Annotated in this window: 15 protein-coding genes; 10 read left to right on the forward strand and 5 right to left on the reverse strand. The window is 72.5% G+C overall.

What is annotated here, in order from left to right; translation table 11 throughout:
- Window positions 1–72 precede the first annotated feature (72 nt).
- From mce to FGW31_RS10420, 7 genes are all read left to right on the forward strand, one after another.
- Complete coding sequence (gene mce, locus FGW31_RS10390; protein ID WP_142193107.1) at window positions 73–513, forward strand: methylmalonyl-CoA epimerase; 441 nt, start codon at window positions 73–75, stop codon at window positions 511–513.
- A 229-nt stretch (window positions 514–742) separates the two neighbouring features.
- Complete coding sequence (gene scy / locus FGW31_RS10395) at window positions 743–4723, forward strand: polarized growth protein Scy (protein ID WP_142193108.1); 3981 nt, start codon at window positions 743–745, stop codon at window positions 4721–4723.
- Window positions 4724–4906: 183 nt separating this feature from the next.
- On the forward strand, window positions 4907–5845 hold the full coding sequence (locus tag FGW31_RS10400) for a coiled-coil domain-containing protein (RefSeq protein ID WP_142193109.1): 939 nt from the start codon (window positions 4907–4909) through the stop codon (window positions 5843–5845).
- A gap of 85 nt (window positions 5846–5930) precedes the next feature.
- Window positions 5931–6890: an ABC transporter ATP-binding protein gene (locus tag FGW31_RS10405; protein WP_142193110.1), complete on the forward strand. Its 960-nt coding sequence runs from the start codon at window positions 5931–5933 to the stop codon at window positions 6888–6890.
- Complete coding sequence (locus FGW31_RS10410; RefSeq protein ID WP_142193111.1) at window positions 6887–7660, forward strand: ABC transporter permease; 774 nt, start codon at window positions 6887–6889, stop codon at window positions 7658–7660. The genes FGW31_RS10405 and FGW31_RS10410 overlap by 4 nt, the downstream gene beginning before the upstream one ends.
- 120 nt (window positions 7661–7780) lie before the next feature.
- The gene (locus tag FGW31_RS10415) at window positions 7781–9034 is read left to right on the forward strand and encodes an ABC transporter ATP-binding protein (protein ID WP_142193112.1); all 1254 of its coding nucleotides are present in this window, start codon (window positions 7781–7783) and stop codon (window positions 9032–9034) included.
- Window positions 9031–9924 carry an ABC transporter permease subunit gene (locus FGW31_RS10420; protein ID WP_142193113.1) on the forward strand — a complete coding sequence of 298 codons (894 nt, stop codon included), beginning with the start codon at window positions 9031–9033 and terminating at the stop codon, window positions 9922–9924. The genes FGW31_RS10415 and FGW31_RS10420 overlap by 4 nt, the downstream gene beginning before the upstream one ends.
- 7 nt (window positions 9925–9931) lie before the next feature.
- On the opposite strand, the gene FGW31_RS10425 is transcribed toward FGW31_RS10420, so the two are convergent.
- Window positions 9932–10264, reverse strand: coding sequence for an ATP/GTP-binding protein (locus tag FGW31_RS10425; protein WP_142193114.1), 333 nt, complete (start codon window positions 10262–10264; stop codon window positions 9932–9934).
- A gap of 241 nt (window positions 10265–10505) precedes the next feature.
- Here FGW31_RS10425 and FGW31_RS10430 point away from each other — a divergent pair, with 241 nt between their 5' ends.
- The gene (locus tag FGW31_RS10430) at window positions 10506–11534 is read left to right on the forward strand and encodes an LLM class flavin-dependent oxidoreductase (protein WP_142193115.1); all 1029 of its coding nucleotides are present in this window, start codon (window positions 10506–10508) and stop codon (window positions 11532–11534) included.
- A gap of 103 nt (window positions 11535–11637) precedes the next feature.
- Here FGW31_RS10430 and FGW31_RS10435 read toward each other — a convergent pair whose 3' ends face one another.
- Window positions 11638–12030, reverse strand: coding sequence for an SCO5389 family protein (locus tag FGW31_RS10435; protein WP_142193116.1), 393 nt, complete (start codon window positions 12028–12030; stop codon window positions 11638–11640).
- Between the two features lie 289 nt (window positions 12031–12319).
- On the opposite strand from FGW31_RS10435, the gene nucS reads away from it, so the two are divergent.
- Window positions 12320–12991: an endonuclease NucS gene (nucS, locus tag FGW31_RS10440; protein WP_142193117.1), complete on the forward strand. Its 672-nt coding sequence runs from the start codon at window positions 12320–12322 to the stop codon at window positions 12989–12991.
- A 66-nt stretch (window positions 12992–13057) separates the two neighbouring features.
- On the opposite strand, the gene FGW31_RS10445 is transcribed toward nucS, so the two are convergent.
- The 3 genes from FGW31_RS10445 to FGW31_RS10455 form a co-directional block, all read right to left on the reverse strand.
- Window positions 13058–15652 (reverse strand): ATP-binding protein, encoded by a 2595-nt coding sequence (locus FGW31_RS10445; protein WP_142193118.1) that lies wholly within the window; start codon window positions 15650–15652, stop codon window positions 13058–13060.
- A 267-nt stretch (window positions 15653–15919) separates the two neighbouring features.
- Window positions 15920–16243, reverse strand: coding sequence for an STAS domain-containing protein (locus FGW31_RS10450; RefSeq protein WP_019524073.1), 324 nt, complete (start codon window positions 16241–16243; stop codon window positions 15920–15922).
- A gap of 155 nt (window positions 16244–16398) precedes the next feature.
- Window positions 16399–17247 (reverse strand): 3-hydroxyacyl-CoA dehydrogenase family protein, encoded by an 849-nt coding sequence (locus FGW31_RS10455; protein WP_142193119.1) that lies wholly within the window; start codon window positions 17245–17247, stop codon window positions 16399–16401.
- A 345-nt stretch (window positions 17248–17592) separates the two neighbouring features.
- Between FGW31_RS10455 and FGW31_RS10460 the strand changes: the two genes are divergently transcribed.
- On the forward strand, window positions 17593–18327 hold the full coding sequence (locus FGW31_RS10460; RefSeq protein WP_142193120.1) for a D-Ala-D-Ala carboxypeptidase family metallohydrolase: 735 nt from the start codon (window positions 17593–17595) through the stop codon (window positions 18325–18327).
- Window positions 18328–18393: the final 66 nt, after the last annotated feature.

An 18393-nucleotide genomic window follows, 5' to 3' on the forward strand; every position in this document is an offset into this window, starting at 1 on the left:
GCGCCGTCATCGGCCTTTCGGTGTGATCGCGCGCACGTTGCGTAACCACCTCCGGAGCGCTGCACTGAATCCATGCTGACGCGAATCGACCACATCGGGATCGCCTGTTTCGACCTGGACAAGACCGTGGAGTTCTACCGGGCCACCTACGGCTTCGAGGTGTTCCACTCCGAGGTCAACGAGGAGCAGGGCGTGCGCGAGGCCATGCTCAAGATCAACGACACCTCCGACGGCGGCGCCTCCTACCTCCAACTGCTCGAACCGATCCGCGAGGACTCCACCGTCGCCAAGTGGCTCGCGAAGAACGGCGAGGGCGTCCACCACATCGCGTTCGGTACGGCGGACGTCGACGCGGAGGCCGCCGACATCCGCGGCAAGGGCGTGCGCGTCCTGTACGAAGAGCCCCGGCGCGGCTCCATGGGGTCACGAATCACCTTCCTGCACCCCAAGGACTGCCATGGCGTCCTGACAGAACTGGTCACTTCGGCGCCTGTTGAGTCGTCCGAGCACTGACCCACGTACATAAGGGCCGGTAGGGTTGGGTCCGGTCGCCGCACGATCCGTGGTGACCGCGTCCCGTCGCGTGTGCCGACGGGATCACCGGGGTCCGGGTTTCGGGGGGCGATCGCGGGGCAGCGGCCCAAGCTCCGCCGTTGATCTGACACCATTCCCCGGGGGCCCCGTTCGGCGAATGGACGGAGCTCGGCCAGACTTGCGACCAGGGGACGGATGGGACCGCGCAGTGCGGGGCTACGAGAGCCAGGAGCGAGAGCCGGCGGCTGACGTCGACCACCTCTCTCGGTTCGAAGCCGAGATGAAGCGGCTGAAGACCGAGCGGGAAAAGGCGATCCAGCACGCCGAGGACCTCGGCTACCAGGTCGAGGTGCTGCGCGCCAAGCTGCACGAGGCGCGGCGCACCATCATGTCCCGGCCCGCGTACGACGGCGGCGACATCGGCTACCAGGCCGAGCAGATGCTGCGCAACGCGCAGATGCAGGCCGACCAGCTCCGCGCGGACGCCGAGCGCGAGCTGAGCCAGGCGCGGGCGCAGACCCAGCGCATCCTCCAGGAGCACGCGGAGCAGGCGGCCCGGCTCCAGGCGGAGTTGCACCAGGAGGCGGTGACCCGGCGCCAGCAGCTCGACCAGGAGCTGGCGGAGCGCCGGCAGACCGTCGAGTCGCACGTCAACGAGAACGTGGCGTGGGCGGAGCAACTGCGCGCCCGCACCGAGCAGCAGGCCCGCCGGCTGCTCGAGGAGTCCCGCGCGGAGGCCGAGCAGGCCATGGCCGCCGCCCGCGCGGAGGCCGAGCGGCTGACCGCCGAGGCGCGCCAGCGGTTGCAGAGCGAGGCCGAGTCGGCCCGTTCCGAGGCGGAGCAGATCCTGCGCCGGGCCCGCGCGGACGCCGAGCGGCTGCTGAACGCCGCCTCCACGCAGGCGCAGGAGGCCACCGACCACGCCGAGCAGCTGCGGACGTCGACGGCCAGCGAGTCGGAGGCCGCGCGCCGCGCCGCGCAGGAACTCAGCCGGGCCGCCGAGCAGCGCATGTCCGAGGCCGAGGCCGCGCTGCGCGAGGCGCGCGCCGAGGCGGAGAAGGTGCTCGCCGAGGCCAAGGAAGCCGCGTCCAAGGCGATCGCCACCGCCGAGTCCGCCAACGAGACCCGCACCCGCACCGCCAAGGAGCAGGTCGCCCGGCTGGTCGAGGAGGCCACCAAGGAGGCCGAGCAGACCAAGTCCGAGGCGGAGCAGCTGGTCGCCGACGCCCGCGCGGAGGCCGAGAAGCTCGTCGCCGAGGCCGCCGAGAAGGCCCGCACGATCACCGCCGAGGAGTCCGCGACGCAGCTGTCCAAGGCGGCCAAGACCGCCGAGGACGTGCTGAACAAGGCGTCGGAGGAGGCGAAGCGGACCACCAAGGCCGCCGCCGAGGAGGCCGAACGGATCCGCAAGGAGGCCGAGGCCGAGGCGGACCGGCTGCGGGCCGAGGCGCACGACCTCGCCGAGCAGCTCAAGGGCGCGGCGAAGGACGACACCAAGGAGTACCGCGCCAAGACGGTCGAGCTGCAGGAGGAGGCCCGCCGGCTGCGCGGCGAGGCCGAGCAGCTGCGCGCCGACGCGGTCGCCGAGGGCGAGAAGATCCGCGCGGAGGCCCGCAAGGAGGCCGTGGCGCAGATCGAGGAGGCGGCGAAGTCCGCCGAGGAACTGCTCGCCAAGGCGAAGGCGGACGCGGACGAACTGCGTTCCACCGCGCAGGCGGACAGCGAGAAGGTCCGCACCGAGGCCATCGAGCGCGCCACGACGCTGCGCCGGCAGGCCGAGGAGACGCTGGAGCGCACCCGCAAGGAGGCCGAGCGGCACCGCGCGGAGGTCGTCGAGCAGGCCGACGCGGTCAAGGCGGACGCCGAGCGGGCGGCGCGCGAACTGCGCGAGGAGACCGAGCGGGCCGTCGAGGCACGGCAGGCCGAGGCCACCGCGGAACTGACCCGGCTGCACACCGAGGCCGAGGAGCGGCTCGCCGCCGCCGAGCAGGCGCTGAGCGACGCGCGCGACGAGGCCGCCCGGATCCGCCGGGAGGCGTCCGAGGAGAGCGAGCGGCTGCGCACCGAGGCGGCCGAGCGGATCCGGGCGCTGCAGCAGCAGGCGGAGACGGAGGCCGAGCGGCTGCGCACCGAGGCCGCGGCGGACGCGTCCGCGTCCCGCGCGGAGGGCGAGGCGGTCGCCGTGCGGCTGCGGTCGGAGGCCGCGGCCGAGGCGGAGCGGCTGAAGTCGGAGGCGCAGGACAGCGCCGACCGGATGCGGGCGGAGGCGCAGGCCGCCGCGGAACGCATCGGCACGGAGGCGTCGGAGACGCTGGCCGCCGCGCAGGAGGAGGCGGCCCGGCGCCGCCGGGAGGCCGAGGAACTCCTCGGCGCGGCGCGGCAGGAGGCCGACCAGGAACGCGAGCGGGCCCGCGAGCAGAGCGAGGAGCTGCTGGCCTCGGCGCGCACCCGTGTGGAGGAGGCGCAGGCCGAGGCCGTGCGCCTGGTCGAGGAGGCCGACCGGCGCGCCACCGAGATGGTGTCGGCGGCCGAGCAGCACGCGCAGCAGGTGCGGGAGTCCGTCGCGGGGCTGCACGAGCAGGCCCAGGAGGAGATCGCCGGGCTGCGCAGCGCCGCCGAGCACGCCGCGGAGCGCACCCGCCACGAGGCGGAGGAGGAGGCGGACCGGGTCCGCGCCGACGCCTACGCGGAGCGGGAGCGGGCCGGCGAGGACGCGGGCCGGCTGCGGCGCGAGGCGCAGGAGGAGGCGGAGGCCGCCAAGTCGCTGGCGGAGCGCACCGTTTCGGAGGCGATCGCCGAGGCCGAGCGGATCCGCACGGACGTGTCCGAACACGCCCAGCGGGTGCGTACGGAGGCGTCGGACGCCATCGCGGAGGCCGAGCAGGCCGCGGCGCGCACCCGGGCGGACGCCCGCGAGGACGCCAACCGGATCCGTTCGGACGCGGCGACGCAGGCGGACACCCTCATCACGGAGGCGCGCAACGAGGCGGAGCGGCTCACCTCCGAGACCGTCACCGAGACCGACCGGTTGCGCGCCGAGACCATCGCGGAGACGGACCGGCTGCGCGCGGAGACCGTCGCGGAGACCGACCGGCTGCGCGCGGAGACCGTCGCGGAGACCGACCGGCTGCGTTCGGAGACCGTGGCCGAGGCCGAGCGGGTGCGCTCGGAGTCGGTCGCCAAGGCGGAGAAGCTGATCGCGGACGCCACCGGGGACGCGGAGCGGCTGCGGGCCGAGGCCGCGGAGACGGTCGGGGCGGCCCAGCAGCACGCGGAGCGGGTCCGCGGGGAGGCCGAGCGGGTCAGGACCGACGCGGAGGCGGAGGCCGAACGGCTCGTCACGGTCGCGCGCGAGGAGGCCGAGCGGACGCTGGACGAGGCCCGCAAGGAGGCCAACAAGCGGCGCTCCGAGGCCGCCGAGCAGGTGGACACGCTCATCACCGAGACCACCGCCGAGGCGGACAAGCTGCTCGCCGAGGCGCAGAAGCAGGCGCTGAAGACGACGGCCGAGGCGGAGTCGCAGGCGGACACCATGGTCGGCGCCGCGCGCAGCGAGGCCGAGCGGATCGTGTCCGAGGCGACCGTCGAGGGCAACTCCCGGGTGGAGAAGGCCCGCACGGACGCGGACGAGCTGCTGGTCGGCGCGCGCCGGGACGCGACGCAGATCCGGCAGCGCGCCGAGGAGCTGCGCGACCGCATCACCTCCGAGATCGAGGCGCTGCACGAGCGGGCCCGCCGTGAGGCGGCGGAGACGATGAAGGCCACCGGCGACCGCTGCGACGCGCTCGTCAAGGCCGCCGAGGAGCAGCTCGCCAAGGCGGAGGCGAAGGCCAAGGAGATCGTCTCCGAGGCCAACTCCGAGGCGGGCAAGGTGCGTATCGCCGCCGTGAAGAAGGCCGAGGGGCTGCTCAAGGAGGCGGAGCAGAAGAAGGCCACGCTCGTGAAGGAGGCCGAGGAGCTGAAGGCCGAGGCGGTCCGGGAGGCGCGGCGCACGGTCGAGGAGGGCAAGCGCGAGCTGGAGGTGCTGGTGCGGCGCCGCGAGGACATCAACGCCGAGATCTCCCGCGTGCAGGACGTGCTGGAGGCGCTGGAGTCGTTCGAGGCACCCGTCGGCGGCAAGGACAATGGGGTCAAGGCCGGGGCCGCGGCGGGTGCTACCCGTACGGGTGGCAAGTCATCGGATAGTTAGCGAAACGGACGAAATCCCTTGCTCCTGAAGGGCTTTGACCAAGGGTTTGGCAAGCCCTGGGACGGTTAGCCACTCAAAAGGGGTGTCATTCTCCGTATCAAACGTGCATCCGCTCGATGACACAGCGCTTCGACCCCTAGGATTCCACTTATCACCTCACCGGTCTCATTCGACAGGAACCCCATGAGCGACACTTCCCCCTACGGCTTCGAGCTTGTGCGGCGTGGGTACGACCGCGCTCAGGTGGACGAACGTATCTCCAAGCTCGTCTCCGACCGTGACAGCGCCCTCGCCCGCATCACCGCTCTGGAAAAGCGCATCGAGGAGCTCCACCTCGAGACGCAGAACGCCCAGGCCCAGGTCAACGACGCCGAGCCGTCGTACGCCGGTCTCGGCGCGCGGGTGGAGAAGATCCTCCGCCTCGCCGAGGAGGAGGCCAAGGATCTGCGCGAGGAGGCGCGTCGCGCCGCGGAGCAGCACCGCGAGCTCGCCGAGTCCGCCGCCCAGCAGGTGCGCAACGACGCCGAGGCCTACGCCGCCGAGCGCAAGGCGAAGGCCGAGGACGAGGGCGTCCGGATCGTCGAGAAGGCCAAGGGCGAGGCGTCCCAGCTGCGTTCCGAGGCGCAGAAGGACGCGCAGTCCAAGCGGGAGGAGGCGGACGCCCTCTTCGAGGAGACCCGCGCCAAGGCCGCGCAGGCCGCCGCCGACTTCGAGACGAACCTCGCCAAGCGCCGCGAGCAGTCCGAGCGCGACCTGGCCTCCCGTCAGGCCAAGGCCGAGAAGCGCCTCGCCGAGATCGAGCACCGTGCGGAGCAGCTGCGCCTGGAGGCGGAGAAGCTGCGCACCGACGCCGAGCGCCGTGCCCGCCAGACGGTGGAGACCGCGCAGCGCCAGGCCGAGGACATCGTGGCCGACGCCAACGCCAAGGCCGACCGCATCCGTTCGGAATCCGAGCGCGAGCTCGCGGCGCTGACCAACCGCCGCGACTCGATCAACGCCCAGCTGACGAACGTCCGCGAGATGCTGGCGACGCTCACCGGTGCCGCGGTCGCCGCGACCGGCGCGCCCGCCACCGAGGACGAGCCGATCTCCCGCGGAGTGCCGGCCCAGCAGTCCCGGTAACGTCCCGCCGTACGGCGAGCGAACATCGGCGAAGCCCTCTGCCACTGAGGTGGCAGAGGGCTTTGTCCCGTTTTAGCGTGGCCGCATGATCGAGCTCGAGGGGCTGACCAAGCGGTACGGCGAGAAGGTGGCGGTCAACAACCTGACCTTCGCCGTCAGACCGGGCATCGTCACGGGCTTCCTCGGCCCGAACGGGGCGGGCAAGTCGACCACCATGCGGATGATCCTCGGCCTGGACCGGCCCACCGCCGGGGACGTGCGGATCGACGGCACCCACTACGACCGGCTCAAGGACCCGCTGACGTCCATCGGCGCCCTGCTGGAGGCCAAGGGCGTGCACCCCGGCCGCAGCGCCTACCACCACCTGCTGTGCCTCGCGCAGAGCAACGGCATCCCGGCGCGGCGGGTGCACGAGGTGCTGGACACGGTCGGGCTGTCGGCGGTGGCGCGGAAGAAGGCCAAGGGCTTCTCGCTCGGCATGGGCCAGCGGCTCGGCATCGCCGCCGCGCTCCTCGGCGACCCGCGGATCCTGATGTTCGACGAGCCGGTCAACGGGCTCGACCCGGAGGGCATCCACTGGATCCGCACCCTGATGAAGTCGCTCGCCGCCCAGGGCCGCACGGTCTTCGTCTCCTCGCACCTGATGAGCGAGATGGCGCTGACCGCCGACCACCTCGTCGTCATCGGCCAGGGCCGGCTGCTCGCCGACACCTCCATGGCCGAGTTCATCCAGCGCAACTCGCGCTCCTACGTCCGGGTGCGCAGCCCGGAGCGGGAGCGGCTGCTGGACGTGCTGCACGGGGCCGGCATCACCGCCGTGGAGAACGGCAACGGGACGCTGGAGGTGGACGGCTCCAAGGCCGAGCACATCGGTGAGCTGGCGGCCCGGCACCAGCTGGTGCTGCACGAGCTGAGCCCGCAGCAGGCGTCCCTGGAGGAGGCGTTCATGCGGCTGACCGCGGAGTCCGTGGAGTACCACGCGCACTCCGACACACCCGCGTCCGCCGAGCGGTGGGGCGACGGCTGGAAGGAGGGACGGGCATGACGGCGGCCCAGGTCGTCCGGTCCGAATGGACCAAGATCCGGTCGGTGGCGTCCACCGTGTGGACGCTGTCCCTGGCGGTGGTGGTCACCATCGCGCTCGGCATGCTGATCGCCGCGCTGTCGCGGAGCGAGTTCGACTCGATGAGCTCCCGGGACCGGCTCGCCTTCGACCCGACGTTCATCAGCTTCGCCGGGATGAGCCTCGGCCAGCTCGCCATGATCGTGTTCGGGGTGCTGGTGGTGTCGAACGAGTACAGCACCGGCATGATCCGCGCCTCGCTGGCGGCGGTGCCGCAGCGCGGGACCTTCCTGTTCAGCAAGCTCGCGGTGGCCACCGCGCTCGCCCTCGTCGTCTCCCTGGCGACGAGCTTCGCCGCCTTCTTCCTCGGCCAGGCGATGCTCGGCGAGCACAGGGCGTCGATCGGGGACGACGGGGTGCTGCGCGCGGTCATCGGCGGTGGCCTGTACATGACGCTGATCGCGCTGTTCTCGATGGGTGTCGCCGCGATGCTGCGCTCGCCGATGCTGTCGCTGGGCATCCTGATGCCGTTCTTCTTCCTGATCTCCAACATCCTCGGCAACGTCGACGCCACCAAGAAGATCGGCCGCTTCCTGCCCGACCAGGCCGGCAGCAAGATCATGCAGGTGGTGCCGCCCCTGGACGACGACACTCCCTACGGTCCCTGGGGCGGGCTCGGCATCATGGCGCTCTGGGTGGTCGCCGCGCTCATCGGCGGCCATGTGCTGCTGAAGCGGCGCGACGCCCAGTGAGCGACCGGAGGCGACCGCTTTTTACCTCGCCTTGAGCGGAACCGTCAGCGCCTCGATATCCTCCTAACCCTTACGGGGGCGTGTGCCCCGCTGTCCTGAACCTTTCGATGGGTGCGGAGCATGATCGAGGCAGTCGGCCTGACCAAGCGGTACGGCGACAAGACCGCTGTGTACAACCTGTCCTTCCAGGTACGGCCCGGCGCCGTCACCGGGTTCCTGGGCCCCAACGGCTCCGGCAAGTCGACGACGATGCGGATGATCCTCGGCCTGGACAACCCCACCGCCGGCCACGTCACGATCGGCGGCTACCCGTACCGCAGGCTGCCCAACGCCCCCCGTCAGGTCGGCGCGCTGCTGGACGCCAAGGCGGTGCACGGCGGCCGCTCCGCCCGCAACCACCTGCTGTCCCTCGCGCAGCTGTCGGGCATCCCGGCCCGGCGGGTGGACGAGGTGCTCGGCGTGGTCGGCCTGCACGACGTCGCCCGCAGGCGCTCCAAGGGGTTCTCGCTCGGCATGGGCCAGCGGCTCGGCATCGCCGCCGCGCTGCTCGGCGACCCGCAGGTGCTGCTGTTCGACGAGCCCGTCAACGGCCTCGACCCCGAGGGCATCCTCTGGGTGCGGAACCTGATGAAGGCGCTCGCCGCCGAGGGCCGTACGGTCTTCGTCTCCTCGCACCTGATGAGCGAGATGGCGCTGACCGCCGACCACCTCATCGTGATCGGGCGCGGACAGCTCCTCGCCGACATGAGCATCACCGACTTCATCTCCGCCAACTCCGCCGACTTCGCGCGGGTGCGCACGCCCGACACCGAACCGCAGCAGCGCGAGAAGCTGTCCTCGGCCCTCACCGAGGCCGGCGGCCACGTCCTGCCCGAGCAGGACGGCGCGCTGCGGGTGACGGGACTGCCGCTGCCGCGCATCAGTGACATCGCGCACGACGCCGACGTACGGCTGTGGGAGCTGTCGCCGCACCAGGCCTCGCTGGAGGAGGCGTACATGCGGATGACGCAGGGCGCCGTCGACTACCGCTCGACCGACGACCAGAAGGCCGGGCTCCAGCAGCCGCTGCCGCCCGGTGCGCAGCCGCCGATGCCGGTGCCGGGCCAGGGCCAGCCCGGCTGGTACGCCCCGCCGCCGCCCCAGCCGGGCGGGCAGCCCTTCGCGCCGCCGCAGGGCGCGCCCGTGCCGCCTCCCGCGGGCCCCTACGGCGCCCCGGGCGTCCCCGGCGCGGCCCCGGGCGTACCGGCACCCAACCCGTACGCGCAGCCCGCCCCGCAGGCGCCACAGGGCCCGGCCCCCGTCGCACCGCCGCCCGCCGCGCCCCCGTCCGCTCCCTCCTCCGCCGACCTGACCAAGCCCGAGGACGCCCGATGAGCACGCCCCAGCCTCCGATGCCGCAGACCGCCGCACCCGACCGGCAGGCGGCGCCCGGTGCCCCCTACTCCGCCCCCGGCGCCGCGTACCCCGGCTACACCTCGCCGATCCCGGTGGTGCGCACCCACCTCGGGCACGCCATCGCCTCCGAGTGGACGAAGATCAAGTCGGTGCGCTCCACGATGTGGACGCTGGGCGTGTTCGCGCTGCTCGTGCTCGGCATCGGTCTGCTGACCGGTCTGGTGGTCGAGAGCTCCGACCCCGACCTGGGCGGCGAGAGCCCGCTGTCCCTCGGCTTCTTCGGGCTGCTGCTGGGCGCCATGTGCGTGATCACGCTGGGCGTGCTGACCACGGCCTCGGAGTACGGCACCGGCATGATCCGCACCACGATGGTCGCCTGCCCCTCGCGGGGCCGGGTGCTCGCGGCGAAGGCCCTGGTGTTCTTCCTGATCGCCTTCGCGGTGACGCTGGTGTGCGCCACGCTCACCGGTTTCCTGCACGTGGGGCTGCTGGAGGGGCACAACGGCAAGGAGCCCTCCGGCGAGGAGTGGCTGAAGGGGACCGTCGGCGTCTCGCTCTACCTGGCGCTGCTCGGCACGCTGTCGCTGGCGGTCGGGTCGATGATCCGGCACTCGGCGGGCGCCATCACCATCATGATCGGTGCCGTGCTCGCCCCGCTGGTGATCGCGCTGTTCATGTTCTCGTCCTCGCTCCAGGACGTGCAGCAGGCGCTGTTCGAGTACTCCATCCCGAACCAGATGAGCATCTTCTACGCCAACTCCCTGAGCGACTCCGGTCCTTCCGGCTGGGACCCGCTGTGGATCATGCTGGTGGCCACCGGCGCCGCGCTCGGCGGCGCCTTCGCCCTGCTGGAGAAGCGGGACGTCTGAGGCCGGTTCAGTACCTCGGCGCGTCACGGGACCGCCGCACCCGCGTGGTGCGGCGGTCCTTCGCGTTCCAGCACGCCTTGTGCCAGTGCCGGCGCTCGTCGACCCCGGAGTGCTCCGGCCAGGCCACCACGTGCGGCACCCCGTCCGGGATCAACTGGTCGCAGCCGGGGCACCGGTACGCCTTGCCCTGCGCGCTGGCGCCCGCCACGTGCCGTACGCTCCACTCCTCGCCCTGCCAGCTCTCCGTGGACTGCCAGCCGCCGTAGCGGCCGGACCGGTCGTCCTCGGCGCTCCGGCCGGACGAACCGGCTCCCTTGGGTCGGTTGCGACGCGGGGACACAGGACACCTCTCGGGGCTGTACAGGATGCAGGGACCGCGTCCAGCCTACGCGGCACGGGCCGGGGTACGCGTACGGCACCAATCGTCACAAGTCCCCGTGACGGAGCTGCGGCACCCCTCCTGAGCGGCACATTCTGCAGACAATCCGCAAAATCCCTCGCCCGGCCGTGTCCTCGTCACGTGTCGCGCGGTTATGCCCTGCGGGGGAGCTCCGCGTCGGAGCCAAGGAAGCAGGAAAGCGATGCGCGTTGGAAGTTTCGTGTTGGCCGCCCAGTTCCCCGGGCAGGGCGAGGGAGAGGCGCTGTACCGCGCGGTCCGCTCGGCCGAGGTCGCCGAGGAGGCCGGACTGGACACGGTCTGGCTGGCCGAGCACCACTTCGTCCCCTACGGCACCTGCCCGTCGGCCGTCACCCTGGCCGCGCTGCTGCTCGGCCGCACCCGCCGGCTGAGGGTCGGCACGGCGGTCAGCGTGCTGTCCACCACCCACCCCGTGACCCTCGGCGAACAGGCCGCGCTGCTGCACATCACCAGCGGCGGACGCTTCTCCCTCGGCCTCGGACGCGGCGGCCCCTGGGTCGACCTGGAGGTGTTCGGCGGCGGACTGCGGGCGTACGAGAGCGGGTTCCCGGAATCACTCGATCTGCTGGTGCGCTGGCTGCGCGAACCCTCCGTCGCGGCCGACGGCGAGCGCTACCGCTTCCGCGAGGTCCCCGTCGTGCCCCGGCCGTCGGAGTCGCTGACCGAGACCGAGGGCCCGGAGGTCGTGGTCGCCTGCACCTCGCCGGCGAGCGTGCGGCTGGCCGCCGAGCGCGGCCTGCCGATGCTGCTCGGCATGCACATCGGGGACGAGGAGAAGGCCGAGATGGTCGCCCTGTGGCAGCGGCACGCGCGCGCCTGCGGCCGGTCGGCCCGGGAGGTCCACCGCGCGGCGCACGTCTCCGCGGGCGTCTGCCAGATCGCGGACCGCCGCACCGACGCGGCGGAGACGCTGCTGAAGGCGATGCCGGGCTGGCTGAAGCAGGGACTCGAGGCCCATGTGACGGTGGACGGACGGCAGCGGCGGATGCGCGACCCGCTCGCCTACACCGAACTGCTCTGCGGGCTGCACCCGGTGGGCACCCCGCGGCTGTGCGCCGACCGGCTCGCCGCGACCAGCGAGCGGACCGGCATCTCGCGCTTCGCCCTGCTCGTCGAGGGCTCCGGCGACCTGGCGGCGACCGAGGAGAACGTACGGCGGCTCGGGGCCGAGGTACTCCCCCAACTCGTCTGACGGAGCCGGGTACCCGCGCTGCCGCGGGGCTCCGCTGAGGCTTGCCGCCCCGGTACAAACTGCACCTCCCGCGTACGGAGCGGCAAGCGAACGATCGAGCGCGTCAGCAGTCGCGCAGTTCCGCCGACTGGTTGAGCACCTGACTGCGCACCGAGGTGAAGCGGGCCAGCTTCTCGTCGACCGAGGAGTCAAGCGGGAACACGGCCACCCGGTGGCAGTTCTGGAAGGCCAGCCGCACACCGAAGTGCCGTTGCAGCGCACCGCGTATCGCGTCACTCGCGAGCGCACGCAGCAGCTGACCGCGTGCCTGCTCGTCCGGCGGGGGCGTCTGGTTGTCGGCGAAGGCTCCGCCGTCCACCTTCAGCTGGGCCACCAGGGAGCTGATCATCTCCCACGCGTAGGGCAGGGAGGTCCGGACGCAGTCGACGAATTCCGCTTCGTCAACCTCGCCTCGCTCGGCCTGTTCGAGTAGGGCCGGTGAGACGTCGAGCGACATGGGTTCTCCTCTCGCACCCCCGACGAACAGGGGTTGCCTGACAGATAAGGGAGTTCGCGACATCGGACACGCTGCGTACACAGGTCGCGACCTCCCGTTCAATACCGTAAGCAACGGACGGTAACGGCACCAGCAGAATGCCGGGATGCGGGACTTCCTGTGGGCCGGTAATCGGCCATCGCCCGAACACGCGTTTTCCAGGAGATTCAGGACGCGACCCATGAGGTGCACGGGGTGGCCGTGAGGGCGAATCGCCTCGACCCCGTCCGGTCGAGTAGCGTTGCCGACCATGCGTCTCGTCATTGCCCGCTGCTCCGTGGACTACGCCGGGCGGCTCACCGCGCACCTGCCGTCGGCACCCCGTCTGATCCTGATCAAGGCGGACGGCAGCGTCTCGATCCACGCCGACGACCGGGCCTACAAGCCCCTGAACTGGATGTCGCCGCCCTGCGCCCTGAAGGAGGGCACGGGCGAGGAGGAGGGCGTCTGGACCGTCGTCAACAAGGCGGGCGAGAAGCTCATCATCACGATGGAGGAGATCCTCCACGACTCCTCGCACGAACTGGGCGTCGACCCCGGACTGATCAAGGACGGTGTGGAGGCGCACCTCCAGGAACTGCTCGCCGACCGCATCGAGACCCTCGGCGAGGGCTACACCCTCATCCGCCGCGAGTACATGACGGCGATCGGCCCGGTCGACATCCTGTGCCGGGACGCGGAGGGACAGACCGTTGCGGTGGAGATCAAGCGGCGCGGCGAGATCGACGGCGTGGAACAGCTCACGCGCTACCTGGAGCTGCTGAACCGCGATCCCCATCTCGCGCCGGTGCGCGGCGTCTTCGCCGCCCAGGAGATCAAGCCGCAGGCCCGGGTGCTCGCCACCGACCGGGGCATCGGCTGCCAGGTCCTCGACTACGACGCGCTGCGCGGCATCGAGGACGACAAGCTGCGCCTGTTCTGAGGCGCGCGCGACAGCCGTGAGGGCCGGGTTCCGTCGGGAGCCCGGCCCCTCACGCGTGTCCGGCGGTCAGACCATCACCGTCTCCGAGCCGCCGGACGCATCCGGCTCGCCGGTCCCCGGGGCGCTCGCGGAACTGCTCGTCTGCGACGGGCCGGAGGAGGTGGGGCCGCTCGCGGTGTCGCTGGTGGACGGCGGTGGCGTCCCGGGGTCGGTGGTCGTCTCGGTGGGCTCGGGCTCGGACGGCTCACCCGTCGGCCCCGACTCGCTCGGGTCGGGCGAGGTGGGCGGCTTGGGCGTCGTGGGCTTGGCCGTCGGGGACTTCGTGGGCTCCTTGGTGGGTTCCCCGGTCGGGTCGTCCGGCTCCGTCGTCCCGCTCGGGTCGTCCGACGGCCCGTCGGACTCCTCGGCCGTCGGCGTCGGGTCGTCGGCGGTGCCCGGGGTGCCGTCCGGGCCCGGGTCGGTGGGCCGGCCGGTGGCGTCGCCGGTGTCGCCGCCGTCGTCGGTGGCCGGGTCGGCGCCGAGGCTGCCGTCGTCGATGCCCTGGCTCGCGGAGGGGTTGACGCCGACGTTGTCGGACGGGGTGCCGGCGTCGTTCTCCGACGTGGCGCCGAGCGTGACGACCGTGCCGAGCACGGCGACGAGCAGCGCGCCCGCGCCGGCCGCCACCAGGTTGCGCCGGGCCAGGCCCTTGAGGCCGCCGGCCGCCTTGGTGCGCGACGCCGCCGGGCCGCCGCCCGTCGTCGGGCGCGACGCCACGGGCGGCACGCCGCGGTGGACCACGGTGGTGTCGGTGGGCGGCTGGAGGTCGGGGAAGGCCGTGGGCACCGCGCGGGGCGTCGGTGCCGACTCCTCGAACAGCGCCTCGGGCAGCTCGTCGCCCGCGGTCGGGCTGAGCGCCAGCGGCGTGCCGGAGCGGTCGGCGACCAGGGCGAGCGCCCGGCGGCCGGCGACGGCGCCACGCTTGTCGGCGAGGGCGCCGCGCAGCCCGATGGACGCCTCCAGTTCGGCGCGCGAACGGTCGAGGTGGCCGGCGCACAGCGCGTGGATGCCGAGTTCGTGGTGGAAGTAGGCCTGTTCCGCCACGTCGCCGGCGAGCCGGGCGGCCTCCGCGCCGGCCCGCAGCGCCTTCTCCCACGCGCCCCAGTGCAGGCCCGCCGCGAAGGCCGGTGCGGCGGCGCGGGCCAGCCGCACGGCCGGGTCGGCCTCGTCGTCGCCGGTGGCCGACGCGAGCGGCGCCAGCACGGTCAGCGCGGCGAGCACCGCGTCGGCCTCGGCGCACACGCGCTCGGGCGTCACCGAGGGGTGGCCGGCCCACCAGGCGTAGTGCCGGGCGGCGGTGCGGGCCCGGTCCTCGGCGTCGTCGGCGTACCCGGCGGCCTCCAGCTGGGCCGGCACGCCGGCGGCGAGCCGGTAGCGGGAGCCGGCCGGGGAGACCAGTCCGCAGGCGGCCAGTTCGCCGAGGGCGGCGTCGGCGTGGGTGTCGCCGACCAGGGCGGGCAGGTGCGCCTGGTGGGGTACCTCGCCGTCGAGGGCGACGGCGAACCGCAGGGTGGCGCGGGCGGAGGCGCTGAGCCGGGAGGCGAGCAGCGGGGCGGGGGCGGCGGCCTCGCCGAGCGAGGGCAGCGGGACGGGTGCGGCGTCCTCGCCGGGCGCGTACGGCGGGACGTCGGGGTCGGCGGGAGGCGTGTGGCCGGTGTCGCTGCCGCCGGGCCACACGTCCTCGAAGACGCCGAACTCGTCGACGGCGTCGGCGCCGGCCCGCAGCCGGTCGCGCTGCCGCAGCAGGGCGCCGGCCTGGACGAAGCGCAGCGGCAGTCCTTCGGACTCGAACCAGAGGTCGCCGGCCCAGTTCGACTCGTCCTCGGTGAGGTCACGGCCGACGGCGTGTTCGAGCAGTTCCAGGCCGGCCGCGCGGTCGAGGTGGCTCAGGGCGACCTCTTCGACGCCGGCGTCGGCGGACGGCTCGGGGACGTCCGGGGTGGTGCCGAACAGGAAGGCGCACTCCGGGGTGGCGTCCAGCAGTTCGTCGAGCGCGGCGCCGCCGAACTCCAGGTCGTCCAGGACCACCACGGCGCCGATCTCGCGGACGCGCTCGATGAGCCCGTCCCGGTCCGGCCGGTGCAGCGGGGCGTAGTGGACGGCGTAGAAGAGGTCGTGCAGCAGGTCGTCGGCGGAGCGGCGGTGGCCGTTGAGGCGGACCACGCCGTCGGGGGCGAGGTCCGCGCAGTCCTCGGCGACCATGTCGAGCAGCCGGGTGCGGCCGGAGCCGGCGGGGCCGGTCAGGCGCACCGAGCGGCCGCGGGCGAGCAGCCGGACCAGTTGTTCGCGCTCCTGCTGCCGGGACAGCAGGGGCAGCTCGGGCGGGACGGGGCCGGGCGGGACGGGCGGCCGCGCGGCACGCTCCGTCTCGGCGCGTTCGGCCTCGCTCAACTTGACCGGGCGGATGGGCCGTTCGGCCGGCGGGCAGGGCTCGATCTCGCTGCCGTCGACGGGGTTGACGGTCAGCAGGAAGTCACCGGAGACGAGTTGCACCGTGCGGGCGAGCGCGGGCGCGTGCTGTCCGAAGTCGGACGTGAGGGATTCCCGGGGAGGGCGCTGGCGCGGCGTGGTGCCGTCACCGTCCCGGCCGTACTCCTCGGGTCCCGGGTTGATCGGGTCCATAGGTTCCTAGCCCCCAAAAGCGTCGTGTGCCTGAGCCAAGCCCCTCCCGGCCTTGCTGCACACCGCGCTGTCGCTTCTGGTCCGGGCCCGCTCGAGGGTTGCAGGGCAGCGGGCAGCCGCACCCTAAACCTTCGCTCAGTATCTACGACAGTCCGGGGTGCCGTGCGGCCCGAGACATCACGGTCTCGTGAGGATTGTGCGCACGTCGCACGGTTCGCCGAGGTCGGCCCGGGTCGTACCGGTCGTGCGCCGCACACCCGTACGGCCTCACACGCGGGGCAGGGTGTCCACCCCGATGCCCCCTTCGATCGCCAGGATCCGGTGCAGCCGGGTGGCCACCAACAGGCGCTGCATCTGCGGCGGGACGTCGCGCAGCACCAGCCTCCGGCCGCACCGGCCGGCCCGTCGGTGGGCTCCCATGATCACCCCGAGCCCGGTGGCGTCCCAGGAGTCCAGTTCGGACAGGTCCAGCACCAGGTCGCCGACTCCGTCGTCGACGGCCGAGTGCAGGACCGTACGGGCGTCCGCCGCGCTGCGGACGTCGAGGCGGCCCCCGACGACCAGCTCGGCGTGGTCGCCCCTGATGTGCATATGCGCTCCCCGTGGTGCGTCTGGTGCTCCGCGTTTTTCTGAATGGCCGGTGATGCAACCTCTGACTGCGTGGCGGCGGCGGAGGTTGCTACCTGTAAGCGAACCGATACCGAATTCACCCCGGCGTGTGATGCACGCCGGGGCGGTGCGCGGTGTCAGTGCTTGTAGAAGCCCTGCCCGCTCTTGCGGCCGATGTCACCGGCGTCAACCATCCGGCGCATCAGCTCGGGAGCGGCGAACTTCTCGTCCTGGGACTCGGTGTAGATGTTGCCGGTGGCGTGCAGCAGGATGTCGACGCCGGTCAGGTCGGCGGTGGCCAGCGGTCCCATGGCGTGGCCGAAGCCCAGCTTGCAGGCGAGGTCGATGTCCTCGGCGCTGGCCACGCCCGACTCGTACAGCTTGGCGGCCTCGACGACGAGGGCGCAGATGAGGCGGGTGGTGACGAAGCCGGCGACGTCGCGGTTGACGACGATGCAGGTCTTGCCGACCGACTCGGCGAACTCCCGCGCCCTGGCGAGAGTTTCGTCGCTGGTCTTGTATCCGCGGACCAGCTCGCACAGCTGCATCATGGGCACCGGCGAGAAGAAGTGGGTGCCGACGACGCGCTCCGGGCGCTCCGTCACGGCCGCGATCTTGGTGATCGGGATGGCGGAGGTGTTGGAGGCGAGTACGGCGTCCTCGCGCACGATCTTGTCGAGCGTGCGGAAGATCTCGTGCTTGACCTCGAGCTTCTCGAACACGGCCTCGACCACGACGTCCGCGTCCGCGCAGGCGTCCAGGTCGGTGGTGGGGGTGATCCGGGCGAGGGCCGCCTCGGCGTCGTCCGCCGCCAGCTTGCCCTTGCCGACGAACTTGTCGTACGACGCCTTGATGCCGTCGGTACCGCGCGTGAGCGCCTCGTCGGTGACGTCGCGCAGGACGACGTCCCAGCCCGCCTGAGCGGAGACCTGGGCGATGCCCGATCCCATGAGACCGGCCCCGATGACGGCGAGCTTCCCAGCCACTGTGCGACTCCCCTTTGAATTCGACACACTCACACGCTGTTTCTGTCTGTCACTGGCGGACATTAGCGGGCGCGCGGGGGTGTGTGAGGGGTTAGTAATGCGTGTCACGTCTCACGGCGTGAGACACCTGTCACGTCCGGCACCGCCGGGGCCCTCTGGGCCCGTCGGCCCGCGCGAGGGCCCTGAAGCCCAGCGTGCAGGGGGATTTGGCGGTCGCGGACCCGCCGTCGGACCCGCGCGTTCACGGCGGCGTTGTTGACGCGCGTAGCACTCTGCCGCACGCTGTTGCGGCGGTTGCGCCCCACGACGGCGCGGCCCCATCCGACACGCGATCCGGAGGCCGGAATGCTCAGACGCGCGACACGAACCCTTCTCTCATTTGTCATGATCATGGCTGGCACGGTTCTCGGTGTGGGTGCCACCGCGGGCACCGCACACGCCGACGAGTGCTACACCTGGAACCGCACGCTGTCCCAGGGAGCCTCCGGCAGCGATGTGACGCAGTTGCAGATCCGCGTGGCCGGCTGGGTGACCTCCGGCGAGCGGCTCTCCTACGACGGCCAGTACGGTGCCCGCACCGCCGCCGCCGTCAAGAAGTTCCAGTCCGCGTACGGCCTCGCCGCCGACGGGGTCGCCGGTCCCGCGACCTTCAACAAGATCTACGCGCTCCAGGACGCCGACTGCACTCCTGTCCACTTCAACTACTCCGAGCTGAACAAGTGCAACTCGGACTGGTCGGGCGGCGCGGTCTCGGCGGCCACCGCCAAGGCCAACGCCCTGAAGACCATGTGGAAGCTGGAGGCGATGCGGCACGCGCTCGGTGACGTGCCGATCACCATCTCCAGCGGCTTCCGCTCCTACGCCTGCAACAACGCGGTCGGCGGCTCGTCCACCAGCCGTCACCTCTACGGCGACGCGGCCGACCTCGTCGGCTCGCCGAGCCTGTGCACCCTCGCCCGCCAGTCCAGGGTCCACGGCTTCTCCGAGATCCTCGGCCCGGGCTACCCCGGCCACAACGACCACACCCACGTGGCCTTCGACCCGTCCCCGTACTGGTCGGCGCCCAGCTGCGGCATGTGACACGGGCCCCGGGCCCGCACAGCATCCCGCACACCGGCTGACGGCACGGCGGGCGGGGGCCGCACC

It is taken from the genome of Streptomyces calvus (genome assembly GCF_006782915.1).
In the GTDB taxonomy this organism is placed as follows: Bacteria; Actinomycetota; Actinomycetes; order Streptomycetales; family Streptomycetaceae; genus Streptomyces; species Streptomyces calvus.